Genomic DNA, 17,080 nt, shown 5'->3' with positions numbered 1-17,080 from the left:
AAATGACCTCATCATTGAGCTCAAATTTTGCTTCTACAGACACGATGACTTATCCACCATGCTAAAAGCAAAGTAGAAAATACTCCTAAATACACTCCACATTGTTTCCATGATGCTCCTACCAGCTGTAAAGCATCAGGGCTATGAAAAATAGAAAACGGTATAGCCAGTAGCACATCCATAATCGCTGATCCAGCAACCAGGCCACAGGCAATAAGAGTGCCTTTTTGCTTTCTATTGGTAGATTCTTCCGAGTTAATTTTCACCCGCACTAAACGATTTTGAACAAATAAAGCAATCATTCCTCCAATAAATAAAGGGACCGAAGAAGAAAGAGGTAAATACATGCCAATGGCAATACCTAAAATAGATAAATTAAGAAAGCGTTTGATATTTAAAATTCGATTGAGAAAAATAGCCAATAAAATAATACATGAACCAGCCAACATCATATTCCAGGGCAATGAGTTTCTAAATACTGCTTCAGTGATGGCTGCCATTAATGCGGCAGTCGGGGCAGGCAACGATTGCGTTACATCCATTCCAGCACGTGGCATTACTCCGGCTATACCATAGACATTAAATAAAATCTGCATCACAGGAGGAATAACCAAAGCAGATATAACAACACCAAGTAGCAACATCACCTCCTGTTTCCATGGGGTAGCCCCAACTAATTGACCTACTTTTAAGTCTTGGGTATTGTCATTAGCGATAGCAGCTATGCCTGTGACTACCGCACCGATAATAATAGTAATAGCTTCCGCAGCTTGAATTTGTTGTGGACTTAATGGAAGGGGCAATAGATGATTAACTGCTGAAACCAATAGCCATGCAGCAAAAAGCATACCCGAGATAACCACTGAACTCCCGGGACTTGCAGTGACTCCTACCATTCCGGAAAAATAAGCTGTAATCACTGAGAATAAAAAACCGACGACTAGAACATAAATAACACCAATAAATACAATGGTTGGTGAAAAATCATTATCCAGTCCCACCTGCCCTAATGGAAAAATGATTTGAAAGAACAAAAACAGTATTCCAGCCATCAGACCAACGCCCATCAATATAAATGGCATGGGAATATCTTTTTCAGTGCGAGGATATTGTTCTCTGAACTTGCTCTTGGAAATATAAGTTCTGAATGATGTCTTGACACTTCTGGTGAGTGGTTTCACTAATTTTATAAAGGTCCAAATACCGGCAAACAGCATGGCTCCTATCCCTAAATAGCGCATTTCACTATTCCATAACAAAGTGGCTGCTTGTTCTGCGGGGTACTGGTTTAAAAAATCAGGATAAAATTGACTGGCTATTGGCAAAGCAATCAACCATGAAATGACTGCCCCAAGAAAAATGCTTATTGCCATATCGTGACCAACGAGATAGCCTGCGCCTATCATGGTTGCAGAGAAGCCAGCGCCCAAACCAAATAGAGAACGTTTTACAGCAAACCAATAATTCCAGCTGCTGGCGATTACTTTGAAACCAATTTGTAATAACTCGAGAAGCCCACCTACAAGCCCGCCAAGAAAAATGTCTTTAATACCCACCTTGTCTGCTGAAGATTTCAAAACTTCTGCAATTGCTCTTCCTTCAGGAAATTTGAGGCTTTGATCATTAACAAGAATGCGACGCAAAGGAATAGAAAACAAAACTCCCAGTACTCCTCCACAAACAGCAATAAAAAAATTAGTGACGTAATCAAAGTGGTTCCAAAACCCGATGATAATGAGCGCAGGAATAGTGTAAACGATACCGCCTGCAACAGCCTCACCAGCAGATGCTGCTGTCTGTACGGCATTGTTTTCAAGAATGGTTGAATTTTTAAAAAACCGCAAAATCCCCATGGAAATAATAGCGGCGGGAATTGAAGCGGAAGTTAATATACCGAGTTTAAGCGCCAGATAAGCATTAGACATCGCCAGTAGAACGGTCAAAATTATCGCCAGAATAATCACTCTAAAAGTGAGTTCAGCTACTTTTTTATTCGCTGCAATAAATGGAGTATCAGACATCAATTACCCCACACTGCTTTGGAAATTTCTGGTTTTACCATAGCAGAAATTAGTGATAATGGGATATCCACTGTTTGCTCTCCATAAACATAAGCTGCCACCTGGTATGTATTAAAAACAATAGCAATCCCTTTTTTGGTAAAATGCCAAATACTATAATTTTCCTGTGTCGGTTTCGTTCCTTCTTTAATCCAGTTTTCATCTGAAATCTTCTTGGCTGTGATTTCTTTTTTAGCCAGATCAGCGATTGGCTGCAAATAATCGGAACCTGGAACAAATAAATCAGACAATTGTACAGGCTGATTCTTGATAAAGTTAAGTACCTTTACTGCATTTGAGGGATGAGCAGCTCCTCGATGATAGATGGAAATATTAAATCGAACACTTAGGGCATTAGTTGATTGGTAAGGAATAGCATATGTAATATTTAAACCGGTTTTACCTGGAGCATCTGCAGGAGTATCAGCATCTTCAGATAATTCATTCATAAAACTCTTTTGCTGATTAGTGATAAATTCCTTTACCGCCTGATTGACTCCGTTACTTTGAAATCCCTGAGGGTATTTTATATCCAGCAAATACTCCGCTGTTTCTTTTTTAATAACTTCTGTTGTAATCGCAGAAGCAAGAAACGAATAAAATAATAGCCCAAACATCAGGCCAATTTTATTGATTAAATTCATTTGTATCGGCATTGTTTATCTCCAATCAAGTAATCCTCTCAGGATACCCATTCACCAGCCACCATCGTTTGATGAGGTAACGGATAAGCGAAATAATAACATAGCGCAGCGCTATCTTTTATAGACCATAAAACCAAATCAGCAATCTTGCCTGCTTCAATGCTCCCAATATCCTTTTCCATTCCTAAAGCTCTGGAAGCCTGATACGTTACTGCAGATAAAACTTCAGGTATAGACATAGCGAAAAATTGGCAAGCCATACTCATCATCAATAACAAAGAAGTCGTTGGAGAGGAACCCGGGTTAGAATCCGTGGCAATGGCCATACCAACACCAACCTGACGCAATAAATCAACAGGTGGTTTTCGCTTTTCTCTAAGAAAATAAAAGGCGCCAGGAAGTAAAACTGCAACCGTATTGGCTTTTATCATACTTAATGCGCCATTTTCATCCAAAAACTCCAGATGATCACAGGATAATGCGCCGTAACGTGCAGCCAAAGTGCTGGCCCCCATGTTAGACAATTGTTCAGCATGACATTTTATCGGTAAATTTAAATCTTTAGCAGCTTGAAAAATTTGCTCGGTCTGCCGTATGGAAAAAGCGATAGACTCACAAAAAACATCCACCGCATCCACCAAATCCATATTTTTAGCTGCAGGCAACATTTCATTACAAAGAAAATCGACATAAGCCTGGCTATTTCCTTTAAACTCAGGACCTACAGCATGTGCCCCCAGAAACGTGGTTTTTACCCGTACTCCAGCCATTTCCCCTAACTGCCTGGCCACTCTGAGCATTTTCAATTCATTTTGCAAATCAAGGCCGTAGCCCGACTTAATTTCAACAGTAGTAACCCCTTCATTTTTTAACGCAAGAAGTCTTGGCAATGATTGACTAATTAATTCTTCTTCAGAAGCATCTCGCGTCATTTGTACTGTTGATAATATGCCCCCACCTGATTTGGCAATATCAGCGTAACTAACGCCTTGCAATTTTAATCGAAACTCTGCCGCCCTGTGGCCTGCATAAACCAAATGAGTATGACAATCAATTAATCCTGGTGTAATTAATTGGCCGTAACAATCCTTTTTTGATTTGGCACTTTCCTGAAAATGGACAGGTAATTGATCCTCAGAGCCACACCACTCTATCCTGCCTTTTCTTATAGCAATCGCCTGATTAGAAAGTTGTAACCCTTTGGTATCGATTGTGCTGGCATTGAGCAATAATTCATCACAGGCAAACATTAAAATTCCCAATGAAGTACCTGGTGAGGCGGTTTCAACCAGGCAGAGTGGTGAGTTGTGTCATATATATCCCACTCTTTGGATACATACGTTTTTTTATCAATATCCAACAGCAGCCAAATAAAAAATTCTGCTACTGTCTCGGGTGATATCAAACGATTATGTTCTTTTAAGCGCCTGTAAAAATTGACCTGTTCCGGGTCAAGATTAAGCCCGTTTCTAGCTATTGCCTGCATATGAGTATCGATAATTCCAGGCATCACACTAGTAAAGACAGGTGAATCGGATTCAAGCTGCCAGCATCGTGTTAACATAGACAAGGCCGCTTTCGATACACAATAGGTTCCCCATCCTTTGATAGGAAAATAAGCAGCAGCTGATCCAACATTTAACACTCGGCCTCCTGACAATTTATCATACAGGAGTTGCGGCAAGAAAAGTGCCGCGTCTATATTGGTATTTAATGCCTGATGCCACTCAGCAAAAGAAACATCCTTTAAAAGAAGTGTAGGCTCCAGCGTTCCCGCATTGTTTATCAAGCCATTAATTTGAGGAATGGTACTTAAACTGGATTTGATTAACTCTCTGCCTTGAGGAGTAGAAACATCGGCACATAAATAATTAATATTTGAAGACAAAGAAGCAGTTTCTTGCAATAAATTTTCCCTGCGCCCTACTATGAGCACCTGCTTATTGCGCTTTGCCAAAGCAAATGCCAAAGCTTTTCCTATGCCACTACCACCGCCAGTAATGAGATACACAATTTCCTCATCAATATAGAAAATAATAGGTGAAATAATACCAGACATTAGACTTCTTGCATAACCTGCACGTTTTATTTTAGAGCAAGAAAAAATCGACTGAACTGGCTAATTTTATTAAAAATAAATGAAGATCTTGAGTATTTAGCATTTCTCTTGGAAACTAGCCATATCATTAGAGCTCTTGCATAACCTGACTATTTTGTTTTAGGACAAGGCGCAAACGTTTTGAGGAGCGAAGTTTACATGGAGTAAATGAGCACCACAGAAACGTTTGCAACGCGGCAATAAAACTAAAGAAACAAATTATGCAAGAGGTCTATTAAAAGGAGAACTTGATGTTTGACGATTTAAGTAACTATCGCCCGGCCAATCCTGCTCTTTGGCAAGGCAGGAAGGACACAGCCAATCAGGAACGTTTTTTTCAAAAAATCACTTTTATTGACAATCAAAATGAATTAATGGCTAAAGACAAAAAAACGATATTTCTTGGATTTGCCAGTGATGCAGGAATTAAACGTAATTTAGGCAGAACAGGGGCGAAATTAGGTCCTGATCAAATTAAAACCCAACTTGCCAAATTACCATGTCATAATAACAAACGTTATGTTGATCTTGGAAATGTAGTATGTGAAAACGATGAATTGGAATTAGCCCAATCTCAATTTGCTCAAATAGTTCATTTCTGCCATGAAAATGGTCATCAGATCTGTGCCTTCGGAGGTGGGCATGAAATAGCCTGGGCGCACTATCAAGGATTATCCCCACTCTATCCGAAATTAGGGATTATCAACTTCGATGCTCATTTTGATTTACGCCCTTATAAAAAGGGAGAATTGGGCAACTCAGGAACCCCATTCTCTCAAATTGCTACCTATTGCGAAGAAAAAAAAATGCCTTTTCATTATTGTTGTATTGGGGTGCAAAAATTTGGCAATACCCCTTCCCTTTTTGAAAAAGCAAAAGAATTAAATATGAGCTATTTGTCGGCAGAAGACCTTTATGAACAAAGCCAGGCTTGGCAAATTGCATTTCTTGATGATTTTATCCTTAATCTGGATTATATTTACCTGACGATATGCCTTGACGTTTTTGCTGAATCCTATGCTCCGGGTGTAAGTGCTCCACAAGCACTGGGCCTTTCTCCATGGAAAATAATGCCCCTGTTGAAATACCTCATACAAAGTGGCAAAGTAGTAAGTTTAGACATAGCAGAACTTTCGCCGCCACTAGATTCAGAACAAAAAACTGCTAGACTAGCGGCACTTATTATCGCAGAATTGTTAGATACTAATTGAGGAGTATATTTCATGAAGAAAACTGTGCTGTGGGGTGCTTTATTTACTCTAATCACTACTCAAGCGAACTCTGATGCAACTCAACAAGCGATATCCACTCAAAATTCTGCTTCTACTGGCACTAATGTAGTTTCTGAGTCAACGAATCAGGCACCTGCTACAAATCAAAACACTCAACAAAATCAGGCGAACCAGCCTGTACAGACAAGTGGGCAACAACCGACTCAAAACAATCAACAAAATCAACCGACCCAGTCAGGTGAACAACAATCTAACCCAAACATCCAGAATAATCAGCAGAATCAACCAGCACAGCAACAAACCACACAGCAGCCTGCTCAACAACAAGTACCCTCACAACAAACAGCGCCAGTTGTTAATTGTGATTACAAAATTCCCGCCGAAACAAAGGCAATAGATCAATCCTTGGTTTTAACCTGGGCGGAGAAAGCAATAATCCAGTCATTTGATTTTGATCCAGCCACTGTAGATGCTCAATTACAAAAATTACAAGCCTGTTTCACAGATCAAGGATGGCTAAGCTTCAATTCAGCTTTGCAAAAATCAGGCAATCTTGATGCCATTAAGTCGCAAAAACTGCATGTTAGCAGCCAAATTGATGGTCAGCCACAAGTCACCGAAGCCATAGAAAATCAATGGAAAATTACCATACCATTACAAGTTGTTTATCAAAATGACAAAGAAAAGGTAACCCAATTACTTAATGTCAATGTAACTGTAGGACGAAAAATTACTGGTGATTTAGGCATCAACCAAATGATTGCCATGCCACGCACAGCAACCAGTATGCCACAAACCAATTCACCGTCTAATGCAACCCCATCAACTACAAATACTACAACTCCTCAGGCTCAAACACCTGGCGACACAACAAATGATGCTACTCAAACTAATACACAAACACAGACTGGGACATCAACCAGCTCACCTCCGAGCGGCTCTACAACAAATATCCAGAATTAAATTCAACAATTAGTGCGGCATTCCATTAAGAATGCTGCCAAAATCACGGAAAAATCATGCGATTAATATTTACAGGAGTATTATGCCTGTTGACTCTCAATACCCAGGCGAATGTGATACAGTATTTTGCAGGAATTAGCTATAACAACCCGGCTGATTTATTCAAAGTAAAAAATGGCGTTTTGCTTGTTGGAGGAACCGGCTCTTATGCTGATTTGCAATTTAAGGGAAGCGCCTTAAATTTTAATACGTTTCAATACGATTCGGGAGTTAATCACTCGCGTACTTATATTGTTTGGCCATATGGACGGGTTGCCAAGCGCCTCAATGATAAGACTGTAGTCGCAGTTGATCTTACTGAACCTTTTAATTCCAATCTTGATTGGGGCAACGATGCATTTACAAGATATGCTGCGACCCAAAATTACCTGACCGATGTGGATTTAAGCCCCAAAATCTCCTACGCGATTAGCAAGAAACTGCACATTGGTGGCGGTATAAACTTTAATGTACTACTAAAGAATGAAGTCAATTGGGCTTTTCCTACAGGCCAGTCCACTTATGCGAATTTAATTAATCGATCCTCCAGTTTTGGTGTTGGTTATAATTTAGGAGCCAACTATGCTGTGAATGATACCAATTTCCTTGGTATCACTTATTATTCAAGAATTCGCCAAAATACTTCAGGAACCAGTTATCTGGGGTTAACCGCCAACCCTGATTTCCAATTTGGTTTTTATATGCCAGCAACAACAGTTGTAAGTTATGTCCATATTTTTAATCCCAAATGGCTCATCAATTTGCAAGTGTTTCAAAGCGAATGGAACGCTAATCAAAAAGTGAGACTTTATAACACAGCAGCACCACCGCCATTTACCAACTTTATTTTTGATATGCATTTTGATGCCTCTTATGCTTATCTTGCTGCAATACGTAAGCAAGTTTCAGATAAATTAGGCATTGCGCTGGCAGGCATGATAGATGATGGTCCTGAAGAAGATGGCCTTCGAACTATTGTTTTCCCTTCTGATACTCAATACTTTCTTGGCTTGATTGGTGACTACCGCTTTACGGAAAACGCCTCCATGGAGCTTATATTGGGACATGTGTACTCTAACCCCAGCATTCAAAACAAAGCCAAGGTAAACAATGTACCAGTCCCCTTTACTACAGGCCGGGTGACAATTAATGCCAATATTCTGGATCTTAAAGTCAAAATCGAGGGGTGAGCCTCAGGTGTGGCCACCTGGCACTTCCTCTGAGAGTTTTATTTTTGAATATTTCTCTTTTTAAATAGCCAGTAATAAGACCATGAGCCTGCTATCAGCCCAATCAGAAAATAAACCGGATCTGAATTCAAGGTAGCCAAGGCAGTAATGGATGGACCCGGGCAGTATCCAGCAACCCCCCAACCGATTCCAAAAATGATACTGCCCAATATTAATTTTTTCTCTATCTTTTTCTTCTCGGGTAAATAAAATTGATTGCAAAATATTGGTTTATCAAATTTCTTTACCAATTGATATCCCAGAAAAGTCACAATGACCGCAACAGCCATTACAATCAGTAAACTTGGATCCCAAAATCCAGTAATATCAAGAAAATTTAATACCTTGTTAGGATTAATCATGTTTGAAAGAGTTAACCCAAGTCCAAATAACAAACCACATAGAAATGACATGATATTGTACATTAATACAATCCTCCTTCATGTCTTATCAGATACACAGTAATCACTGCAGATAAGATAAAAAGCAATGTCGCTATGAATGAACGTTTGGAAAATCTGGCCAATCCACATACCCCATGCCCAGAAGTGCAGCCTTGACCCATTCGGGTTCCAAAACCCACCAAAAACCCACCAATTAATAATAGTAAAACCGGATAATGTGTCCTTAAAGGAAACTGAACAACAGGGCTCACGAAATAGAATAATCCGGCAGCAGCCAAACCAAATAAAAAAGCAATACGCCATACTGTGAATGGTTTTTCAGGTGGACAGAGTCCGTGTATCATTCCGCTGATACCTGCTATACGGCCGTCTAACCATAAAAAAAGTACGGCACTTAAGCCAATCAGTAATCCACCAACGGCACTTAGATAGGGAGTAAAAGGAGTTATATAATCCATTACTTAAATTTCCGTTTTATTGACAATCAAAAACTACTGAATTGAGACACTTTAAAAATTAAAGTGTCTCTCAAATTACATTAATGTTTTAAAACAACAGTCCAAATTTTAATTCACTTTTTCCAATGAGGACATGGTTTTCACCCCGTTTTGATCAGGGTAGGCTAATACGATGACTTTCGTTCCAACTCGCAAGAACTCTTCATTCAACCATTTGGCCGCGCTGGGGAAAACCCTGACACAACCATGGCTTGATGGGTGCTCTGGAACTTCATAAGCTGCGTGAATAGTGAATCCTCTGTAAAAATACATGCAGTAAGGCATTTTAGCCCCGCCTTTCGTATCGACTGGGTATTCACCCGAACGACAGTCAATACCTCGCTTGTTATAAATCCTGAATGTTCCGGTTATCGTCCTGCAAGATTGATTTGGATTTTCTTCACAAACATCTATTCCACCAGAACCGGCCCCTGTCATTACACGATGACCCTCTTCATCGTAGGCCGCCCAGGCAGACGCTTTAGGATCAAAAACAAATAATCTTTCTCCTGGCGCTTTAATTTGCATTGGGAAATAATTGCGTCCTCTTTTATCCCTTAAATAATGAACGGTCCTATGTACATAACCCGCATCGTCGGTAATTAAGGTTGATTCATCAAACTCAACACACGAAGTTAACCCAAGGCACATTAAAATGACTGCCCAATAAATTTTTTTCATTTAGATTTTATCTCCACAATAGTAAAACCCGGTGGCCTTAATTAATCACTTAACTTTCGATACTTAATTCGTGATGGTCTGTTAGCCTCATCACCCAACCGACGCTTTCTGTCTGCTTCGTATTCAGTGTAATTACCTTCGAAAAAGGTTATTTGTGAATCGCCTTCAAAAGCCATCAAATGGGTACAAATTCTATCTAAAAACCATCTATCGTGAGAAATCACTATAGCACAACCTGGAAAATTAAGAATGGCCTCTTCCAATGCTCTCAATGTCTCAACATCCAAATCATTACTGGGCTCATCGAGGAGCAAAACATTCCCGCCACTTTTCAACAATTTTGCCAAATGAACCCGGTTACGCTCTCCACCAGACAATTGAGAAATTTTCTTTTGTTGATCCGTCCCTTTAAAATTAAAACGCCCAACATAGGCTCGCGAAGGCATTTGGAAATTACCTATCTGCATAATGTCATGACCATCTGAAATTTCCTGCCACACCGAATTGTTGGGGTTTAGATTGTCCCGCATCTGATCAACATAAGCCAACTTCACTGTTTCTCCAATACGAATGACACCTTTGTCTGGCTCTTCCTGCCCGGTTAACATTTTTAAAAAAGTAGACTTACCTGCTCCATTAGGACCAATAATTCCTAAAATACCGCCTTTGGGAAGTTTGAAATCAAAATTATCTATTAATATCCTGTCGCCGTAAGATTTGCATATTTTTTCACCTTCCAGAACCAAATCACCTAACCGTTCACCGGGCGGGATATATATTTCATTGGTTTCATTACGCTTTTGGAATTCCTTGGAATTCATTTCTTCAAATCGGGCCAAGCGGGCTTTATTTTTTGCATGACGACCTTTGGGTGAGGTTCTAACCCATTCCAATTCTGCTTTAATGGCACGTTGCAAAGCATCCTCCTGCTTTTTCTCCATACTCAACCGTGCTTCTTTTTGTTCGAGCCAGGAACTGTAGTTCCCCTTATAAGGGATACCTTCACCTCGATCCAATTCCAAAATCCATTCCGCCGCATTATCCAGGAAATACCTGTCATGGGTAATTGCAACTACAGTGCCAGTAAACTCTTCAAGGTAATGCTCTAACCAGGCAACACTTTCTGCATCCAAATGGTTGGTAGGTTCATCAAGAAGCAACATATCAGGACTTGATAGCAATAATCGGCAAAGAGCAACACGCCTGCGTTCACCACCAGACAGTTTTTCTATTATGGCATCCCACTCAGGTAATCTTAATGCATCAGCAGCCACATCAAGCTTTCTCTCCAGGTCCCAACCGCCACAAGCTTCTATCTCATTTTGTAACTCACCTTGCTCTGTTAACAAGGCATTCATCTCATCATCGCTCATTGGTTCTGCAAAACGCATACTAATGGCATCGAAACGAGACAGTTTTTCTTTAATTTCAGCGACGCCTTCCTCGACGATTTCACGCACAGTTTTATTCAAGTCAAGCTCAGGTTCTTGAGCAAGATACCCGATTTTAATTCCTGGTTGAGGTCTTGCTTCGCCTTCATATTGTGTATCAACACCTGCCATAATCCGCAATAGAGTAGATTTTCCAGAACCATTTAGTCCTAATACACCAATTTTTGCTCCAGGAAAAAAACTTAATGAAATATCCTTTAAAATAAATCTTTGGTTCTCAACAATCTTGCTCACTCTATTCATAGTGAATATATACTGCGCCATAATCGCTCCAACTCTCTATAATCAGCCTTTTATCAAACAATACTACCAGTTCAGTATGACTTTTCCTGACTGACCCGATGCCATAATTTGAAATGCGTACTGATATTCATCTACTGGGAAATTATGAGTAATAACAGGGGAAATATTTAAACCACTTTGTAGCATAGCAATCATCTTATACCAGGTTTCAAACATTTCTCGCCCATAAATACCCTTAATAACCAATCCCTTGAAAATAACCTGGTTCCAATCTATCGGGGTTTCTTGTGGTGGAATACCTAATAAAGCCACATGGCCACCATGATTCATCGCTTTCATCATGTCGTTTAATGCCATAGGATTCCCTGACATTTCCAGACCAACATCAAACCCTTCGAGCATTCCCAACTCATTAGCCACATCACTTAATTTTTGGTATTTGACATTGACCGCTCGGCTGACACCCATTTGTCTCGCCAGTTCCAATCGATGATCATTAACATCGGTGATAACAACATGTCGTGCACCAATATGCCTTACGATGGCTGCAGCCATGATGCCTATGGGACCTGCGCCAGTAATCAAAACGTCTTCGCCGACAACATCAAATGCCAACGCACAATGAGCAGCATTTCCAAACGGATCGAGAATAGCCGCTTGCTCTTCTGTAATGTTGTCAGGGAGAGCAATCACATTGGTCGCAGGAAGCGCGAGATACTCTGCAAAACATCCTGGTCTATTTACTCCAACTCCCAGCGTGTTGCGGCATAAATGGCGCTTACCAGCACGGCAATTTCTGCAAAAACCACAGGTGATATGACCTTCACCGGAAACTCTTTGCCCAACTTTCAAACCTTGAACTTCTTTTCCAACCTCTACTATTTCACCATAAAATTCATGTCCTACTGTCATAGGAACAGGAATTGTCGCTTGCGCCCATTCATCCCAGGAATAAATATGGATATCTGTACCACAAATTGCAGTTTTTTTAATTTTTATTAAAACATCGTTTACTCCATATTCAGGAACTGGGATATCATGCATCCAAATTCCAGGCTCTTTTTTTGCTTTAACCAATGATTTCATTGTCATACCTCAAATTAATAGGTAATACCACCATTTCGCAATTCATCCTAAAATATCAGGTTGTGAAATGTAGAGTAATGTAGTTTTAGATTACAGAAAATTCCTTACCCACCTTTTCAAACGCTTTCAAGGCTTTATCCAAATGATGCAATTCGAGGGCTGCAGACATTTGGGTACGAATCCGGGCCAAGCCTTTGGGTACCACTGGGTAGGAAAATCCTACAACATAAACACCCAGTTCCAGCAAGCGATTAGCGATTCGCCCAGCCAAACTGGCGTCCCCTAACATGACTGGAATAATAGGGTGTTCTCCCGGGATTAACTCAAAGCCTAACTGCGTCATCCCTTCACGGAAATAATGGCTATTGCGCTTTAATTTTTCAGCAAGGGAATTATTTGCAGACAATTTATCGAGTACCACACAAGAAGTATGTGCAATAACGGGCGCCAATGTATTGGAAAACAGATAAGGCCTGGATCGTTGACGCAACCAATCAATAACGACTTGATTTGACGAAGTATATCCTCCCGACGCGCCTCCCAAGGCTTTGCCAAGAGTACCCGTTACAATATCAACTCTATCACTCACTCCAAAATGTTCTGGTGTTCCCCTGCCTGTCTTGCCCATGAAACCAACAGCATGAGAATCATCAACCATCACCATGGCGTCATACTTGTCAGCCAGTTCACAAATGGCAGGTAAGTTAGCCAATATACCGTCCATTGAAAAAACGCCATCCGTTGCAATCAAACGAAATCTCGCGTTTTTTGCTGCAATTAACTGTTCTTCCAGAGCCTTCATATCATTATTGGCATAGCGATATCGTGCTGCCTTACACAGCCTGACTCCATCAATAATACTTGCATGATTCAGGGCATCACTGATAATCGCATCTTCTTCCGTCAATAATGTCTCAAATAACCCCGTATTGGCATCAAAACAGGAAGAATACAATATAGTGTCTTCTTTACTTAAAAAATGACTGATTTTTTGTTCCAGTTGCTTATGCGGGGTTTGTGTTCCACAAATAAAACGAACAGAAGCCATGCCATATCCGTACTTGGCTAAAGCAGCCTGTCCCTCAGTTATTAATTCAGGATCATTGGCCAAACCCAGGTAGTTATTTGCACAAAGATTAATGACTTCTCTTTCATTAACTTTCACGTCAGCTTGCTGCTGGCTGGAAATAACGCGCTCTGATTTGTACAATCCGTCTGCCTTGAGTGTTTCAAGTTCATTTTGCAAATAATTAATGAATCGCTCAAGCACTATAATCTCCTGTATTTCTGGATAAATTCATAAATAATACCAAATTTTAAACATTCTCACCATGAGATATTATCAAGAAAAATTCACTTTCAAACATTAATGCTTAGACATAAGCTGAATTCTTGCTAAAATTGCTCCAAAGTTTTAACCTATCCAATGATTATTAAGACGGTAGAACAAATGAATCACAGTGCACGCATAAATATGATCAAACAACAGTTACGAACTGGTGATGTATTAAATGAATCCATCCTCGACTTATATGATGAGATTTTACGACATGAGTTTGTTCCTGAGCTTTTCTCTAATTTTGCTTATTCAGACATGCAAATTCCTTTGGCACATGGCCAAAGGATGTTAACTCCATTGGAAGAAGGAACAATTATACAAGCCCTTGATCTTAAAGGCCACGAAACCGTGTTGGAAGTAGGAACAGGAACCGGTTTTATGACTGCTTTACTCAGTAAATTATGTAAAAAAGTAATCAGTATTGACTATTATTCTGACTTTACTGCCAATGCAAAGCGCAAACTCGAAGAGCATAATTGTAATAATGTTGAATTAATTACCGGAGACGCATGTCGCGGATGGTTGGAAAGTGCACCATACGATGTTATGGTATTCACTGGTGCCATGGAAAAACTGACAGATACCCATAAACTACAAATTTTACCTGGTGGCAAGTTGTTCGCGATCCTTGGTAAATCCCCTGTAATGAAAGCTTATCTTTTTCAGTTGGATCACAATGCAATCTGGTCAGAATCCATGCTTTTTGAAACGGATATACCTCCTCTGGTAGATCAGTTGAAGCCGAAAGAATTTGTTTTCTAGGGAAAACTCGAATGAGAAAATCTCTGTTTTGTTGGATTTTAACTTTAGGTGTTTCAAGCCATGTGTTTGCAACAGACCTAATGGATATCTATCAACAAGCTCTGGAGAACGATACCATTTTTAAAGAGGCATATGATACCTATATGTCCAGTACCGAAGCCATTCCTCAAGCTCGTGCTGCTCTTTACCCTCAAGTAGGTCTCGGTTCACAAGCCGGCCGCAATTATCAGGATGCTGTTGCTGGAGCTTTCAGTGCCAATCAATACTATGGAAGCTATTTGTGGCAAGTCAATGCATCTCAAGCACTGTTTAACTACCAGGCATGGGCCAAAGTTGCCCAAGCTAAAGCTTCTGTTAAAGCAGCACAAGCCTCTTTCAATGACGCAGCGCAGAATTTAATTCTAAGAACAGCCAAAGCTTATTTTGATGTCCTGTTTGCCAAAGATACTTTAGATTTTGCCGAAGCAAAAAAAAGGGCAAACAAAAGACAGTATGATCAAGCAACTCAACGTTTTCAAGTCGGCCTGGATGCCATCACTTCTGTCTATGAAGCGAAAGCAGCGTATGATCAGTCGATAGCGACAGTTATCGCCGCCCGCAATAATCAGATTAATCAGAGTGAAAATTTGCGAAAACTTACTAATCACGTATACGAAACACTCGCGCCACTCAAAGACAGTAAAATTCCTCTTGTTAAACCAGAGCCGAATGACGTGAATCAATGGATAGATACCGGACTTAAGCAAAACTACAAATTGTATGCTGCAAAATATAATCTTGAGGTGGCAAAAGACAATGTAAAGGCAATCTCTGCGGGTAACTGGCCAGTTTTTTCACTACAGAGCAACGCCAGCCAGGTACATAATAATGCATCCGGCAATACTGTTTTTATTCCATCAAAGCAAACCCAGGCTAATATTGCAATCGCGATGAATTTTCCTGTTTTTCAAGGAGGTCTAGTCCAGGCTCAGACTCGACAAGCTCAATATAATTTTCAGTCTACGAGTGAAAAACTGGAACAAACATATCGAGACGTCGTTGTAAACAGCCGCATCGCTTTCAATACCATCACTGATGGGATAAGTAAGGTAAAGGCGGACAGACAAACGGTCATCTCTGTGCAAAATTCTTTGCAAAGTACTGAAGCTCAATTTGAAGTGGGAACTCGAACCATGGTGGATGTGGTCAATGCTCAACAAAGACTGTTTGAAGCACAGGAACAATTAGCACGGGATCAATACGACTTGATTAACTCCATACTTACACTGAAATACCTTGCAGGGACATTAAACGTTAATGATCTCGAACAGATTAACTCATGGTTAGCAACTACACGTGTCAATGGATTTTCACCAGTAGATAACAAAACCTCCAAATAACAAATTTAGGTTTTTTTATGTCTTCCAATCCTTCTTTAGTTGAAAAAAAATTACTCCATTATACAGGTAAAGCCATAGCTGATTTTAATATGATCCAGCGTGGTGACAGGGTCATGGTATGCCTTTCCGGTGGAAAAGATTCATTCACACTATTAACAATTCTTAACCAGCTCAGAATCAAATCAGGAAATAAATTTGAAATTTTTGCTTTTACTCTGGATCAAGCCCAACCAGGATGGAATGACAGCTGTTTACGTCAATGGTTAGCTGGAAAATCCATTCCTCATGAAATATTAACCCGAGACACATACAGTATAGTGAAGGAAAAAATTCCTGAAGGCAAAACCTACTGTTCTTTGTGTTCTCGTTTAAGACGGGGGATCATCTATAGGTATGCTGAAGAGAACGGTTTTAATAAAATAGCATTAGGGCACCATCGTGATGATCTTATTCGTACCTTGATGATGTCAATTCTATATAATGGCGATATACGTTCCATGCCACCCAAATTATTAAGCGATAATAAAAAGCACATAGTCATACGGCCACTGTGTTATGTACAGGAAAAAGATATTATTACGTTTGCAACAGAACAAGCATTTCCAATTATCCCATGTAATCTTTGTGGCTCCCAAGAAAATCTAATGCGCAAAAAAGTGGCCTCACTCATTGATCAACTGGCAATTGAGAACCCGAAAGTCCCAAGCAACATGCTTCATGCGCTGCAAAGTTTGAAGCCAAGTCAATTAATGGATCAAAGTCTTTGGAATTTTAAAAATTTGGAAGATGGTCTTGAAACCGCGCTGTCAATTCAATGTGAAGAAGTTTTTAATGCACAGGAATTTGAATTCGAGGATGAAACAATTTGACTTCTGAAAATTATTATCTAATATTTCTTTGCATTTTTGCAATATAGTGAAATAATTGCATGCAAAATAAGATTATTATTTTGACAAATGGCGTGAAATATACA

Annotated in this window: 16 protein-coding genes; 6 read left to right on the top strand and 10 right to left on the bottom strand. The window is 39.9% G+C overall.

Features of this window, described 5'->3' with window-relative positions:
* Nucleotides 1–20 precede the first annotated feature (20 nt).
* Genes OQJ02_RS03590 through OQJ02_RS03575 form a run of 4 tightly spaced genes read right to left on the bottom strand, consistent with a single transcriptional unit; the run spans nt 21 to nt 4,763 of the window.
* Complete coding sequence (locus OQJ02_RS03590) at nt 21–2,021, bottom strand: OPT family oligopeptide transporter (protein ID WP_265717904.1); 2,001 nt, start codon at nt 2,019–2,021, stop codon at nt 21–23.
* Entirely contained in the window at nt 2,021–2,716 is a 696-nt protein-coding gene (locus OQJ02_RS03585; protein WP_011945860.1) for a DUF3298 and DUF4163 domain-containing protein, read from the bottom strand. The genes OQJ02_RS03590 and OQJ02_RS03585 overlap by 1 nt, the downstream gene beginning before the upstream one ends.
* 26 nt (nt 2,717–2,742) lie before the next feature.
* The gene (gene hutI / locus OQJ02_RS03580) at nt 2,743–3,954 is read right to left on the bottom strand and encodes an imidazolonepropionase (RefSeq protein WP_265717903.1); all 1,212 of its coding nucleotides are present in this window, start codon (nt 3,952–3,954) and stop codon (nt 2,743–2,745) included.
* Nucleotides 3,954–4,763: an SDR family NAD(P)-dependent oxidoreductase gene (locus OQJ02_RS03575; protein ID WP_265717902.1), complete on the bottom strand. Its 810-nt coding sequence runs from the start codon at nt 4,761–4,763 to the stop codon at nt 3,954–3,956. Before OQJ02_RS03575 ends, hutI begins: the two co-directional genes overlap by 1 nt.
* Nucleotides 4,764–5,053: 290 nt before the next feature.
* On the opposite strand from OQJ02_RS03575, the gene hutG reads away from it, so the two are divergent.
* The 3 genes from hutG to OQJ02_RS03560 are packed head-to-tail and all read left to right on the top strand — an operon-like array spanning nt 5,054 to nt 8,226.
* Nucleotides 5,054–6,013, top strand: coding sequence for a formimidoylglutamase (hutG, locus tag OQJ02_RS03570; RefSeq protein WP_265717901.1), 960 nt, complete (start codon nt 5,054–5,056; stop codon nt 6,011–6,013).
* Nucleotides 6,014–6,025: 12 nt separating this feature from the next.
* Nucleotides 6,026–6,997, top strand: coding sequence for a DotI/IcmL family type IV secretion protein (locus OQJ02_RS03565; RefSeq protein WP_265717900.1), 972 nt, complete (start codon nt 6,026–6,028; stop codon nt 6,995–6,997).
* Between the two features lie 56 nt (nt 6,998–7,053).
* Nucleotides 7,054–8,226, top strand: a complete 1,173-nt coding sequence (locus tag OQJ02_RS03560; RefSeq protein WP_265717899.1) for an OmpP1/FadL family transporter — start codon at nt 7,054–7,056, stop codon at nt 8,224–8,226.
* A 38-nt stretch (nt 8,227–8,264) separates the two neighbouring features.
* On the opposite strand, the gene OQJ02_RS03555 is transcribed toward OQJ02_RS03560, so the two are convergent.
* From OQJ02_RS03555 to OQJ02_RS03530, 6 genes are all read right to left on the bottom strand, one after another.
* Nucleotides 8,265–8,690: a DUF6691 family protein gene (locus OQJ02_RS03555; protein WP_265717898.1), complete on the bottom strand. Its 426-nt coding sequence runs from the start codon at nt 8,688–8,690 to the stop codon at nt 8,265–8,267.
* Nucleotides 8,690–9,127: a YeeE/YedE family protein gene (locus OQJ02_RS03550; RefSeq protein WP_265717897.1), complete on the bottom strand. Its 438-nt coding sequence runs from the start codon at nt 9,125–9,127 to the stop codon at nt 8,690–8,692. Before OQJ02_RS03550 ends, OQJ02_RS03555 begins: the two co-directional genes overlap by 1 nt.
* 108 nt (nt 9,128–9,235) lie before the next feature.
* Entirely contained in the window at nt 9,236–9,847 is a 612-nt protein-coding gene (locus tag OQJ02_RS03545) for a L,D-transpeptidase (protein WP_010946441.1), read from the bottom strand.
* Between the two features lie 41 nt (nt 9,848–9,888).
* Nucleotides 9,889–11,562: an energy-dependent translational throttle protein EttA gene (gene ettA, locus OQJ02_RS03540; protein WP_265717896.1), complete on the bottom strand. Its 1,674-nt coding sequence runs from the start codon at nt 11,560–11,562 to the stop codon at nt 9,889–9,891.
* Between the two features lie 42 nt (nt 11,563–11,604).
* Nucleotides 11,605–12,627: an L-threonine 3-dehydrogenase gene (gene tdh / locus OQJ02_RS03535; protein WP_265717895.1), complete on the bottom strand. Its 1,023-nt coding sequence runs from the start codon at nt 12,625–12,627 to the stop codon at nt 11,605–11,607.
* 85 nt (nt 12,628–12,712) lie between these two features.
* A complete protein-coding gene (locus OQJ02_RS03530) occupies nt 12,713–13,897 on the bottom strand; it encodes a glycine C-acetyltransferase (protein WP_265717894.1) in 1,185 nt (394 codons plus the stop codon).
* A gap of 180 nt (nt 13,898–14,077) precedes the next feature.
* Between OQJ02_RS03530 and OQJ02_RS03525 the strand changes: the two genes are divergently transcribed.
* Genes OQJ02_RS03525 through ttcA form a run of 3 tightly spaced genes read left to right on the top strand, consistent with a single transcriptional unit; the run spans nt 14,078 to nt 16,976 of the window.
* Nucleotides 14,078–14,728, top strand: coding sequence for a protein-L-isoaspartate O-methyltransferase family protein (locus OQJ02_RS03525; protein WP_265717893.1), 651 nt, complete (start codon nt 14,078–14,080; stop codon nt 14,726–14,728).
* A gap of 11 nt (nt 14,729–14,739) precedes the next feature.
* Nucleotides 14,740–16,107, top strand: coding sequence for a TolC family outer membrane protein (locus OQJ02_RS03520; protein WP_265717892.1), 1,368 nt, complete (start codon nt 14,740–14,742; stop codon nt 16,105–16,107).
* A 17-nt stretch (nt 16,108–16,124) separates the two neighbouring features.
* Complete coding sequence (gene ttcA / locus OQJ02_RS03515; protein ID WP_265717891.1) at nt 16,125–16,976, top strand: tRNA 2-thiocytidine(32) synthetase TtcA; 852 nt, start codon at nt 16,125–16,127, stop codon at nt 16,974–16,976.
* Nucleotides 16,977–17,080 lie beyond the last annotated feature (104 nt).

This window comes from Legionella sp. PATHC032, assembly GCF_026191185.1.
Taxonomy (GTDB): domain Bacteria; phylum Pseudomonadota; class Gammaproteobacteria; order Legionellales; family Legionellaceae; genus Legionella.
The sequence above is the reverse complement of the archived record's forward strand: the minus strand, read 5'-3'. Positions and strand labels throughout refer to the sequence as shown.